The sequence below is a fragment of the Nitrosomonas mobilis genome (genome assembly GCF_900103035.1).
Taxonomy (GTDB): Bacteria; Pseudomonadota; Gammaproteobacteria; order Burkholderiales; family Nitrosomonadaceae; genus Nitrosomonas; species Nitrosomonas mobilis.
This window is the reverse complement of sequence record NZ_FMWO01000056.1, coordinates 94,223-106,543: the sequence shown is the minus strand read 5'-3', so window position 1 is coordinate 106,543 and position 12,321 is coordinate 94,223. Positions and strand designations below refer to the sequence as shown.

Sequence of the window (12,321 nt, the reverse complement as noted above, 5' to 3'; positions counted from 1 at the left end):
GGGCGTCTCTAAAGAATCGGAGTTCCAGGCAACACAGCGTTGCGACGAATATGGGTTTTTAGAGGTAACCTTAATAAGCAAATAGCCTGACCAATAGGGCGATTAATAATCCCTGGCAAATATTCCAATAGAACGATCCATGTTTTCCAAAGCAATCCCCGCACCGCGTACTACGCAGGTGAGCGGGTCATCAGCGACAATTACCGATAATCCGGTTTCTTCCATCAACAGCCGATCAATATCACGTAACAGGGCGCCGCCACCGGTCATGACCATCCCCATTTGAGCAATATCCGAGCCAAGTTCTGGCGGGGTCTGTTCGAGCGCAGTCTTGACCGCATCAACAATATTATTTAACGGTTCAGCCAATGCTTCTAGAATTTCATTGCTGGAGATCGTGAAACTTCTGGGGATTCCCTCAGCCAGATTACGCCCGTTGACCTCGATTTCTCGAACCTCGGAGCCAGGATAGGCCGAACCAATGCTTGCCTTGATGGTTTCCGCAGTGACTTCACCGATCATCATGCCGTAGTTGCGTCGGATGTAATTAACGATTGCCTCATCAAACTTGTCTCCTCCCATACGCACGGAACTGGAATAGACGATTCCTCCCAAGGATATGACCGCAACTTCAGTCGTACCGCCACCAATATCCACCACCATTGACCCGGTAGGAGATTCCACTGGCAATTCGGCGCCCAGGGCTGCGGCCATGGGTTCCTCGATCAGCTCAACCTTGCGCGCACCTGCACCATAGGCTGCTTCACGGATCGCACGCCGCTCCACCTGAGTGGAACCACAGGGTACCGAAATGACAATACGCGGATTAGCAGAAAACAGGCGCTGTGGGCGTGCCTTGCGAATGAACTGCTTGAGCATCTGCTCGGTTACGGTAAAATCAGCAATCACACCGTCTTTCATTGGCCTGATCGCTGTGATATTGCCCGGCGTCCGCCCCAGCATCTGTTTCGCAGCCAGTCCTACCTGTTGGATCATGCGCTTGCCACCTGGGCCGCCTTCCTGGCGGATGGCCACGACGGATGGCTCATTGAGCACAATGCCATGGCCGCGCAAATGAATCAGCGTGTTGGCTGTTCCAAGATCGATGGCCATATCAGCCGAAAAATAATTACCCAGGAAATTGTTATTTAGGAAATTAAGCATGGTGGCAGTATTTAAGAATAGAGCTATTTAGAATAACTTCTGGACCTTAGCTATTTTGCGCGGATAAACTGAAAAGAACATGGACTGGTCAATGTCGAAGACAGGAGTGATTGATATTTGAATTAATTATAGCACTTTGCCATATGAAGCTGGGAAGATGCTGAGTTGCCGTTGCTCGTTTTCCCCTGAAAATACACATCATGGTGATAATGATCGCGGCCTGCAATATCAGATCCGTATCCTCGTCGCAAACAGCTACAAAGCCAGTGCCCCCAGCAACGGAAAAAGGGAAGGAGACGAAAAGGGGGCACTACTCTTTCTTATTGGATTTAGTTGCAATCCATGAATGCCAAGACTAAGCGGAACTGTATTTGCTAGGAGCCAATAGGGGGGGGTCAGGTCGCGAACGAAGAAAGCAAGTGTATGCTGCAAGCAAGTAGTGCCAGTGCCCGGTTAACGCTCATTAGGGTGCACTGATAATGTGTCAGTGCTATTTTGGATGATTTGCTGTCAGTGTTTTCTGAAATACTTTGGAACGTCGCTGATAGTTATAAAGCTGTTGTCTGGGATGCGGAAGCTGATCGAGTGCGGCAGGATAAAATCCACGTTCCAGAAACCAGTGAGCAGTACGGGTCGTCAGAACGAATAACCGGTTAAACCCCTGTTGCCTGGCATGCTGTTCAAGGTAATCGATCAACGTGCGTCCGATGCCAGCTTCGCGTTGATCGGGGTGTACCGCCAGACAGGCGAGTTCGCAGGCGGATTCATCAGGAAAAGGGTAAAGTGCGGCGCAGGCAATAATCATCTGATCATGCTCCAGCACCATGAAGTGGCCAATTTCCATTTCTAGTAATTCACGACTACGCCTTACCAGAATGCCGCTATTTTCCAGTGGTTCGATCAGTTGCAGAATAGCGCCGATGTCTTCAATTTTTGCCTGCCGGATAACTTGTAGTGGATCGCGCGTGATCATGCTGCCTACGCCTTCGTGGCTGAAAAGTTCGAGCAGCAGGGCGCCATCGATATGATGGCTGATGAGGTGTGCGCGTGCCACACCACGTTCACAGGCTTGTAACGCCCAAGGTAGATAGAGCAACGTATCTTCATCCGGATAACCGGATTCTGTTGCATGTTTTAGCCAGGTCTTACCCTGCTTGACGGTCAATTCACGTAGCAGGGTTTCTTCCGCTTTCAATAATTGACAGACACCTGGTTTGCTCATCAAAAAGACAAGTTTGTTTGCCTGCAAGGCAATAGCAACTTCTGCGGCGATATTTTCCAAGGTTAGATTGAAAGTCTCGCCAGTCGGTGAATAGCCAAGCGACGAGAGCAGTACCACATTGCCCTGCGCCAACTGCTCATGGATTGCACTGGCATTGATGCGACGAACCTCGCCGGTATATTGCAAATCGATGCCGTCAACTACCCCGATAGGACGAGCAGTGACAAAATTTCCGCTGACCACTTTGATGGCAGCATTAGCCATTGGGGAGTTGGGCAGGCCCATGGACAGCCGCGCTTCGATCTCGCTACGCACACGGCCAACTGCTTCCTTGACGTACTGAAGTGCATTTGCATCGGTGACGCGCATCCCCTGCACATAAGAAATTTCGTGTGCATCAGCCTGCAGACGGGATTCAATCTGGGGGCGTGCGCCGTGCACCAGCACGAGGCGGATGCCAAGGCTGGCGAGCAAATTGAAATCATGCACCAGTGACACAAATTTTTCATCAGCCACGACATCGCCGCCAAAGGCGATCACAAAGATCTTGTTCCGGAAGAGTTGGATGTAAGGTGTGACGGCGCGAAACCAAGTAATGAAGTTCGTATCCGGTTGCATGTCAGTTATTATGAAGTTTGATCAATAATCGCCCCAGTGGGATTGCATGGCAGCAATGGTGGCCAGAGCTGCGGTTTCGGTGCGCAGAATTCTTTTACCAAGCTGAATGGCGAAAAATTTGGCAAGGCTTGCCGCTTCACTTTCTTCGGCGGTAAATCCGCCTTCCGGGCCGACCAAGATTGCTGTGTATTCGCCGTCTTTGGGAGCAGGTAGCTGCGCCAGGCGCAAGCTGGCGCCAGGAGACAAAATCAAGTCATGGCTATCTGATGGCTTTGGTTCTTTGATTTTTTTTTCCAGCCATCCGGTCAGCGTTAGCAAGGGGAATAGCTGCGGAACAGTGTTGCGGCCGCATTGCTCACAGGCCGAAATAATAACGCGTTTCCAGTGTTGCTGCCGTTTCTCCGCACGCTCACCGCTTAAACGTACGACGCTACGTTGAGTCAGTAGCGGTTGAATCTGCGTGACACCCAGTTCAACCGCTTTCTGGATAATCCAGTCCATCTTTTCATTGGCACATACTGCCTGTGCCAGTTGAATTGACAGGGATGACTCGCGTTCTATATTGTGAAAACAGCTGATCTGTACCTGACACTGCGATTTTCTGATTTGCGTAAGCTTGCCTGAAAATTCGCCGCCCGCACCATTGAACAACGTAACCTGATCTCCGGTTTTCAGACGTAATACCTGAGCGGCATGATGGCTGTTGCCATGATCAAGCACAACTGTTTCGCCAACCGATATGAATTCTTGATGATAGAAGCGCGCTAGCAAGGGTAACAACTGCTTTTTGTCGTGCGGGCCAAAAAGATCGGTAACATTTTCATGCTACCATTATATATAGGGCGCAAGGTTTTTTTGGTGATCTGCTTGAGTTTTGTGCATATCGAAAATTGCATGCCGGCTTCGATGAAGCTTAAACTGGCAGCATTTAACGAAAAAGGAGCAATAAATAAGATGGCAAGTCTGGAAACGCCGATTTGTGATTTTGGCTGGAAGGCAGTGGATTTTGATCTTCCTGGTGTTGATGGCAAACGTTATAGCTTGGCATCAGCGCAAGGAAAAAATGGATTGCTGGTGATGTTCATCTGCAATCATTGTCCTTATGTGAAGGCCATCCGTGACCGGATTATTCGTGATACCAAGGAGTTGGCGGAACACGGGATTGGCAGTATAGCGATCATGTCCAATGACCCCGCCGACTATCCGGAAGACTCATTCGACAACATGACTAGAATCGCCAGAGAACACGCCTATCCGTTTCCTTATGTTTGGGACGAGACGCAAGCCACCGCCAAGGCATATGGTGCCGTATGTACTCCCGATTTTTTTGGATTCAATAATCAGCAGGAGCTGCAATATCGCGGTCGCCTGGACGCCTCCCGCAAGGAAGCTGGACCGGCAGACCTGCGTCGCGATTTGTTCGAGGCAATGGTGCAGGTTGCCCAAACGGGTCATGGACCACAGGACCAGATACCCAGCATTGGCTGCTCTATCAAGTGGCGGGCTGATTGAACTTGCTGGAGCAAGTGATCGCTGCCGTAAAAATGGTGGCGCATGAGGAAATCATGCCGCGCTATTTACAGGTGGAGCGTATCTATAAAAGTGACGGCAGCTTCTATACTGCTGCAGATATGGCAGCACAGAACAGTCTGGTAGGAAAGTTGCGTACGATTTCTCCCGCTGCGGTAATGGGAGAGGAAATGACTGATGCCGAGCAGCTTGAGCAATGGGAGAAAGGCCATTCAGGATTGTGGTGTATCGATCCGATCGATGGAACATCCAATTTTATGAATGGCTTGCCTTATTTTGCGGTTTCTGTTGCGCTCATGCGTAATGGCAGAAGTGTGCTTGGCGTGGTGTATAACCCAGCGACCAATGAGTGTTTCTATGCCGAGCAGGGTAAAGGTGCGTATCTTAATGGCCAGCTCTTGCCTTTATCCAGACGCGAGACTTCACTGCAACGTGCAATTGCCAATGTCGATCTCAAACGATTAAAGCGACAACTGGCCGGTGCAATTGCTGCTTCCCCACCATACGCCTCACAACGTAATTATGGCGCTTGCACGCTGGAGTGGTGCTATACCGCTGCAGGCTATTTGGATTTATACCTACATGGCGGTCAGAAGCCCTGGGACTATGCTGCCGGTTGCCTGATTCTCGAAGAAGCCGGTGGTCAACGGTGTACACTAGAAAATGACGATTACTGGTCCGAGCCTCCCTGGCGTCGTTCCGTCATTGCTGCACTGGATGAGACGTTATTTGAGCAATGGCGCGATTGGGTAAGATCACATACCAGTTGATTTCGCTGGTGCTTCTTTTTTCGGTTTCTTTGGTTCCTTGTTTTTGCGTTGTTGCCCTTTAGCCATGATCGTTCTCCTTGTGTAAAGGCGCACCTTATCATAATCCCCTGAGTGAAAAGTAAGACTCTTTGGGTTTGGTGCGGCATAGTGTGTGGAGTTAGTGGGCGTTAACTAGCAAGCTACTGGAAACATGAAAAAAATATACACGGCCAACGATTTGATCGAGGCCCATATCGTTCTGGATTTACTGGAAAATGCCTATATTCCGGCGAGGTTGTTCAATGTTTACGCACAAGGTGGTGCTGGTGAAATTCCTTTCACCCAAACTTACCCGGAAGTCTGGGTTATCCGTGATCTGGATTTTGAGCGTGGCCAAAAACTTATTACGGCTTATGAGCAGACACCAGTGGAAACTGCCACTTGTATCTGCCCAAACTGCCACGAAGAAAATCCATATCACTTCCAGTTATGTTGGCAGTGTAACCATGGGTTGGAAGTCGTCAAGGAAAACTTGTAACGTGAACCATTATTCTTTATCCGCATGGCAGGCAGGCTTTTCAGAAGTAAATTTTTACGTATTTCTGGATCTGTTAGAATCTGAAATTGAACTAATTCACTAAAAAGTTTTCTTATCATTTCAGAATTTAATTAAGGGGGCGATCCGGCTTCGACGTGGGTTACGAAGCAGTGCAGGGCATACCGAGGGTCAGTAACCTCGTAAAACAACTGAAAAAAAATAGTCGCAAACGACGAAAACTACGCTTTAGCCGCTTAATCCGGCTAAACTCCACACCGGTGGGCCTCAACGCCGGGTCTGGTAACAGACAGTGGAGTCATTAACGAGGATCGTATTTTGCAGGGTTACTTTGCAGAATATTAAACGATAGGTAACTCGCTTGCCACCAGCCTGCCGGTTGGCGTGTGACAAGTCAAACTAAATAATCAGGCTAAGTATGTAGAACTGTCTGTAGAGGACTTGCGGACGCGGGTTCAATTCCCGCCGCCTCCACCAATAACAAAACCCCAACCGTTCTCGGTCGGGGTTTTTTTTGCCTGTTCCCCTGTGTTGGCGCGGGTTTTCGGGCCATCGGTTTGCTTCTTCGCTTGCTCTAGCGGGCGCGACCGAGACAGCGAAAGACGCAAAAAAACCGCCTTGCGGCGGCGTGTCAGCGCGAGCCTGCCACCAGTGCCTCGCGTTGCGCCAGCCAGGACGTCGACAACTTGCCGCGTAGCAACTGGCCGACACCTACCTCGAGGCATCCCAGGGCGATGCTCTCGATCAGGTCGGGAGCCAGTTGCGCCAGTCGGCTCATCTTGCTGGCTTGGCCGAGATCGATGCTTTCGGCCGCCGCGATCTCGGTCATGGAACTGAACCGTCCCTCGTCCAGCAGACGCTGCCAGTGGTGCGCGAGGCCGAGTGCCCGCATCAAGAGAGTGTCCTGCGCCATCTCGCGCACCTGCCGCTCACGGCGTGCCTCGTCCAGGAACTCCTGCGGCGCGTCGAACGGCGTGATGACCTGCTTCTTCAGACCCCGGCGCACCAGCGTCCAGGGCAGGAAGGTCTCCATCTGCACACCGCCAGCAGGCAGCGGCGTCTGATATGTCACTGGGTCACCCTTGGCGTGGCCACGTTCGTGAGCGAAGTGCCGAAAACGGCCATCGAGCTGGCCAAGCGCTTCGAGGGGTTCCATCGCGTGCCGAAGACCGATCCTGGACACGCGCATCCCTACATCTGCCCAGCGGGCTACTGGACGATTGGCTACGGCCATCTGTGCGAGCCGACGCACACGCCGATCACGGAGACCGAAGCCGAGGCCTATCTGGCGCACGACCTGCAAACGGCGCTCGCGACAACGCTGCGCTACTGCCCGGTGCTTGCCGCCGAACCCGACGGGCGACTATCGGCCATCGTGGACTTCACGTTCAACCTTGGGGCTGGGCGGCTACAGACGTCAACGCTGCGGCGGCGAGTCAATCAACGCGACTGGGTTGCGGCCGGGCAGGAATTGCGCCGATGGGTCTATGGCGGCGGCAAGGTGCTGCCGGGACTCGTCACAAGGCGGGTTGCCGAGGCCGCTTGGCTGCTTCGCAACGCCTGATCCCGAACCGCGCGGAAGAGCTTGGCTTTGCCGCCGAACAGCGCGTTCATGTCACCCATATCAACACGGAGCAGGAGCAATGAGCAATCGATTCAAAAAGGCAGTCATCGACGACGTCTTGCAGGCGAGTCTGTTGGATTTATTCGAATCCGCCATGAAAACGGTGGCCACGACGCTGGTGCGCGAGGCCAAATTCGACACCACCGACTTTGCTACCGCCAAGGGGCGTGGCTGCGAGGGATTTGCGCTGCTGGTGAGCCGCACCCGCGCCGACTCACTCGACGGCTGGTTCGGCGCGTTTCAGCGTGGCGACGAACGCCTCGACGTCATCGGCCACCTGGAATAGCCCATCAGGCGTCCACCTCGGGAACATCCCAGTCCGCCGCGCGCGCCTCGCCGGTCTGGTAGAACTGCTTCACCAGCTTCACGTACTCCAGAAAATCCCGGTTCTCCGTAGCCAGCCGGTTGGCCATGTCCCAATCGATCTCGTCGCGCTCGCGTGCCGGAATCAGCACTTGACTGTCGGCAGGGTTGTCCACGTCCAGCTTGATGAAGCCGATGCCGTGGGCCGCGAACAGGATCCGCAGTTCCTTCAGGGTGTCGGTACCGCCGATTTCCGCCGCGACTAGATAGCCGAAGTTGGCCCACGACGAATTCGATACCGCCTGAAAAAAGCACTCGCGCACATTCGAGCGGTTGATCAGCAGCTTGGCCTCGAACGACCACAGCTTGGTGCGCTTGTCGGAATACTGCGTCACGCAATCACGCACTTCGCGGTGCCATTCCTTGCTCAAGTCCTCCATGCCGACCACGTCCGGGTACAGCCAGCGGTTGCCGTTCGGGCCGCGCTTGTTCGATGAGCGCTTCTCGTCGACGCGCTTGGAGAACACGCCGAACTCCTCCCACAGATAGTGCGACAGCAACGGGTACAGCGCGTGCTCGTCCATCTTCGATGCGTTCGCATCCGCCGACGCCGCCGCTCCTTCGCTTTCGACCGCTGCCACCTCGGCGCTGTCCGAGCGCTCCGAGTAGTAGTACTTGCGCGGCCGTCCTTCAGTCGTTTTGAGTTCTGGATGCTTCGTTTGCATGCGCGGGCGCTGCGAGCTGATTTCTGCGACGAGCTGCTGCACCAAATCCGCATCAGACTTGATGTAATCGCCGCGGCTATTGGCCCGCTTTTCCTGGCATTCATCCGGATAAGTGGCGAACACCCACTCGGCAATCTGCCGTGCGCTGAATTTTTCTTCGGGCCGATCTTTCAGATAGCCGATGACGACCTTTGCCAGATTCAGTGCCATATCACTCCTTCCAGACCTCTGCAGCCAGCGGCAATTCGTTGAGCTCAGCGCGGGCCTCACGCCAGCTGGGGTAATGCTCTTCAAGGATGGCGATGAAGCGATCACTGTGCGTGGGCTCAATCAAATGAGCCATTTCATGCACGACGACGTACTCCAGCAAATCCTTAGGCTTTTTCACCAGCTCCGTATTGAGGCGGATGTTTCCCTCTGCGTGATTGCAACTACCCCACTTGGTTTTCATCCGTTGCAGGAAATAGCCTGAGACTCTCACCTTGAGCTTTTGCTCCCACTTTTGGATCAGTGGCGGTACAACCTCGTGCAGCAACGACTTGTGCCATTCATGCATCACCTCCGCGCGTTTTTCTGCGCAGCTGCCCGGACGAACAATCAGGGTGATCCGTTTGTTGCTGAGGACAACACTGGGCTTTACATCCTGGTAGTCCACCGTCATTAGGTAGCGCCGCCCCCAAACGTGGTGGCTCTCACGCTCAACGAACTGGCGTGGTGTTTCCCGTGCCTGACACTCCAGTTTTCTCTGCTGGTCACGAATCCAGACCAACTTGGAGATCGCGTAGGCACGCGCTACTTCTAGGCGAGTGTTGGTTGGGGCGGCGAGAGTCACACGTCCATCAGGCGGATGAACGGTGAGGTGGACATTCTTGATGTCCTTCCTGGTCACCGCTATTGAAATCTCGCCCAGTTGGATCGTCTCGTTCATCAGTACCCCGATTGGTTCTTGATGATTTCAAAAATAGCCTGCGTTGCCACCCGATCCCGCGACATGATGGGAAACAGAGCATTGAGCACCTGCTTCTCACGGGTGTCATCCCCTTTCCAGCCTGCCGGTGCCTGCTCTCGCATAGCCTGATCGAGTTCGAGTTCGAGCGCGAGCGTCGCCTTGCCATCGTCGTCAGTCGGACAAACGAAAGTTGCGGCCGGAATGCTGGCCAGATTGTTGAAAAGAGCGATCGCTTCCGGGTGACCGTTGAGCACGTGCGGATGGCTGCCCGTATTCTTTGCCGCCATCTTTTTTACCAACTCTTCAGCCTTCTGGAGGAATTTCTCGTAGGCAGCGGTGTCGTCGCGCTTTTGCTTGATGAGGTCTTCGAGGAGCATGGAGATCTCGTCGTAAAACTTCGGATCAGTCAGTTGATCCCGAATGATCGTCTTGCGGACGTTGTTGATGATGCCTTCAGCAATCGCATTTCTCGACAGCTTACCCTTCTGGTTGAGCTTCTTGGCAATGGCGTCGTGAATGCCGGTTTCGATGATCAGATCGGTCAGTGAGAGCGAGCTGAGATTTCCCAAATCTTCAGCTGGGTCTGCTTGGATGTAGGTGTTGATGAGGTGGCGCATATCCGCCTCATAAGGCTTAATGTCCAGCTCTTCGCCTGAATGCTTCTTGATCGCTGTGCGAGTATCGCTGTAGAACTCGATCTCCTTTTCGAGTGCAGCAATATCAGCCGCTGAATACCCTGCGTCCTCAAGGTTCTGGGCAATTGCCGCATAGGCTCGCAGGAATGCGGCTGCTGACTTGTAGAACGAGATGCGCAGCGGCTCGGTGTTCAACAACGCTTCTGGATCGTTGGCATCACCGCAGAAGTAGTGGAGGTACTGCTCCATCTCGCGGGGCATTGCCACCGGCTCACACAAGTAACGCAGTGCTTCCCGGGCAGCATCGAGCTGCGCCTTGCCTTCCTTCAGCCAGTTCTTCACGGTGACGTTGCCGTCATCGCCACCTTCGTCGATGTCCAGCTCGTCCGAGGTGTAAACGGCGATGGAGTCCTGCACTTTCTCGAACAGCTCTTTGTAGTCGACGATATGGCCGTAGTCCTTGTCGTCTCCGTCGAGCCGGTTTGTGCGGCAGATAGCCTGGAACAGGTTGTGATCGCGCAGCTCGTTGTCAAGGTAGATGTAGGTGCAGGAAGGCGCATCGAAACCGGTCAGCAGTTTGCTCACCACGATTAGCAGCTTCAGATTGGCAGGCTCGTCGATGAAGCGCTGCTTGGTCTTGTCCTCGTAGTCCTTGGTGGTCTGATCTTTCTGCAGGACGTGCTGGGTGTAGGTGTCAAACTTATAGCGCTCGTCGCTGTCCTTGGGCTCGCGTGAAATCGCGTTGTGGTTGGGCTCGTAGGACGTAATGATTCCGCAGTACTTGCCAAACGACGTGTTCTGGAACAAACGAAAGTAGTGGCAGGCGTCGTAGATGGAGGCTGCCACCAGAATGGCCGTGCCCCGGTCATTGTTCAGACGCGGCTGGACTCCGAAATCGTGGATGATGTCGGTGATGATGCGCTGCTTGCGCTCACCGGCACTCATCAGCTCTTCCATCGTCGCCCAGCGCTTACGCAGAACCGAACGCTGAAAGTTGTTCAGCCCCTTGGTTTTCTGATCAAACCACGCATCGATAGCTTTTTTTGAAGTCAGGCGCTGAGGCACATCGCGCGCTTCGTACTTCAGGTCAAGCACAACCTTGTCGGCCACCGCTTCATCAAACTTGTAGGTGTGGATGTAGGTGCCGAAAACCTCGCGGGTGGTCTGCTTGTCTTTGCGCAGCAGAGGCGTGCCGGTGAAACCGATGAAGATGGCGTTCTCCAGCCACCGCTTCATCTGCTTGTTCATGTCGCCGCCTTGCGTGCGATGACATTCATCGACGAAGACGTAAACACTGCCCACCACCCTCGGAGGCTCGCCTTTCAGGTCGGTCGTATCAAACTTGTGGATCAGCGCACACATCAGGCGTGGCGTGGCTGCCCCTAGCTTTTCAACCAATTCCGCGCGAGAGGTGATGCGCGGCGATGCCGCATCCTCGCCAATCACGCCAGCATTCTTCATCACACCCACGATCTGCTTGTCCAATTCATCGCGGTCGGTGATGACCAGGATGCGGGCGTGCGGGTCAAACTCCAGCAGCCACTTGGCAATCAGCACCATCAGAATACTCTTGCCGCTGCCTTGGGTGTGCCAGATCACACCGCCTTCTTGCTGCTTTACCCGCTCCTGGGCCGCTTTCACACCGTGGTATTGATGGACGCGAGGTACCTTCTTTTGCCCGCCATCGAAGATGATGAAGTTGCGGATCAGATCCAGCAGGCGCACCTTGTCAAACATCTGCGCCAATGGAATATCCAGCAGCGCACCCTCTGCGAGTGGCTCTGATGTGGTCGCGCCTTTATCCTTGCGCTCCTTCCACTCGACGAAAAACTTCTCCGGGGTGCCCGTGGTGCCGTAGCGCAAACCCTGCGAGTCGCTTCCCGCCAGCAACAACTGCACCGTGCTGAAAAATCCCTTGTTGAAAATCTCTTCCTGGTTGGTGATGAGCTGACGAACACCGCCATGAATGCACCGAAGGTCATGCCAACGGCCCGCTCGTCGATAAGAGCGGACTTGCCAATCAGATCGCGACTGCCGTTTTGCACGCAGACAAGAATGTCTCCCGGCCTGACCATGATGCGGTCAGGAATATCGGCGTCGACAAAGACGTTGTCGTCAAAGCAAAGCGTCCCGTTTTGGACGTTGGATGAGCGCAGCACCAGCGTTCCATACTTGCGAACTTCGGAAGGGCGATAGGTCAATCCAATGAGGCTGTCGCCAATCTCGCCCAGCGGCTTGGCATCCCA

General features: G+C 53.7%; 12 protein-coding genes and 1 other RNA gene. 6 read left to right on the top strand and 7 right to left on the bottom strand.

Annotated features, from left to right (window positions below):
* Positions 1-102 precede the first annotated feature (102 nt).
* The 3 genes from NSMM_RS09510 to NSMM_RS09500 form a co-directional block, all read right to left on the bottom strand.
* The gene (locus NSMM_RS09510; protein WP_090286899.1) at positions 103-1,164 is read right to left on the bottom strand and encodes a rod shape-determining protein; all 1,062 of its coding nucleotides are present in this window, start codon (positions 1,162-1,164) and stop codon (positions 103-105) included.
* Positions 1,165-1,654: 490 nt separating this feature from the next.
* Complete coding sequence (argA, locus tag NSMM_RS09505; RefSeq protein ID WP_090286898.1) at positions 1,655-3,004, bottom strand: amino-acid N-acetyltransferase; 1,350 nt, start codon at positions 3,002-3,004, stop codon at positions 1,655-1,657.
* A 21-nt stretch (positions 3,005-3,025) separates the two neighbouring features.
* Entirely contained in the window at positions 3,026-3,775 is a 750-nt protein-coding gene (locus NSMM_RS09500) for a 16S rRNA (uracil(1498)-N(3))-methyltransferase (RefSeq protein ID WP_090286896.1), read from the bottom strand.
* Positions 3,776-3,958: 183 nt separating this feature from the next.
* Here NSMM_RS09500 and NSMM_RS09495 point away from each other — a divergent pair, with 183 nt between their 5' ends.
* The 4 genes from NSMM_RS09495 (at position 3,959) to ssrA (ending at position 6,316) form a co-directional block, all read left to right on the top strand.
* A complete protein-coding gene (locus tag NSMM_RS09495) occupies positions 3,959-4,516 on the top strand; it encodes a thioredoxin family protein (protein ID WP_090286949.1) in 558 nt (185 codons plus the stop codon).
* Positions 4,517-4,518: 2 nt separating this feature from the next.
* Positions 4,519-5,304, top strand: a complete 786-nt coding sequence (locus NSMM_RS09490; protein WP_090286952.1) for an inositol monophosphatase family protein — start codon at positions 4,519-4,521, stop codon at positions 5,302-5,304.
* Positions 5,305-5,494: 190 nt separating this feature from the next.
* Complete coding sequence (locus NSMM_RS09485; RefSeq protein ID WP_090286895.1) at positions 5,495-5,821, top strand: putative signal transducing protein; 327 nt, start codon at positions 5,495-5,497, stop codon at positions 5,819-5,821.
* A 135-nt stretch (positions 5,822-5,956) separates the two neighbouring features.
* Positions 5,957-6,316: a transfer-messenger RNA gene (gene ssrA / locus NSMM_RS09480) on the top strand.
* A gap of 154 nt (positions 6,317-6,470) precedes the next feature.
* Here ssrA and NSMM_RS09475 read toward each other — a convergent pair.
* Entirely contained in the window at positions 6,471-6,911 is a 441-nt protein-coding gene (locus tag NSMM_RS09475) for a LacI family transcriptional regulator (RefSeq protein WP_245654759.1), read from the bottom strand.
* Between the two features lie 27 nt (positions 6,912-6,938).
* Here NSMM_RS09475 and NSMM_RS09470 point away from each other — a divergent pair, with 27 nt between their 5' ends.
* Positions 6,939-7,403, top strand: coding sequence for a lysozyme (locus NSMM_RS09470; RefSeq protein ID WP_090286891.1), 465 nt, complete (start codon positions 6,939-6,941; stop codon positions 7,401-7,403).
* Between the two features lie 79 nt (positions 7,404-7,482).
* Complete coding sequence (locus NSMM_RS09465) at positions 7,483-7,749, top strand: hypothetical protein (RefSeq protein ID WP_090286889.1); 267 nt, start codon at positions 7,483-7,485, stop codon at positions 7,747-7,749.
* A 4-nt stretch (positions 7,750-7,753) separates the two neighbouring features.
* Here the strand turns inward: NSMM_RS09465 and NSMM_RS16490 are convergent, their stop codons facing one another.
* From NSMM_RS16490 to NSMM_RS09450, 3 genes are read right to left on the bottom strand one after another with little or no spacing between them, the layout of a single operon-like run.
* A complete protein-coding gene (locus NSMM_RS16490) occupies positions 7,754-8,701 on the bottom strand; it encodes a COG2958 family protein (protein ID WP_090286887.1) in 948 nt (315 codons plus the stop codon).
* Between the two features lies 1 nt (position 8,702).
* Complete coding sequence (locus NSMM_RS09455; RefSeq protein ID WP_090286885.1) at positions 8,703-9,419, bottom strand: M48 family metallopeptidase; 717 nt, start codon at positions 9,417-9,419, stop codon at positions 8,703-8,705.
* Positions 9,419-12,043 carry a type I restriction endonuclease subunit R gene (locus NSMM_RS09450; protein WP_281200906.1) on the bottom strand — a complete coding sequence of 875 codons (2,625 nt, stop codon included), beginning with the start codon at positions 12,041-12,043 and terminating at the stop codon, positions 9,419-9,421. The genes NSMM_RS09455 and NSMM_RS09450 overlap by 1 nt, the downstream gene beginning before the upstream one ends.
* Between the last annotated feature and the right edge of the window lie 278 nt (positions 12,044-12,321).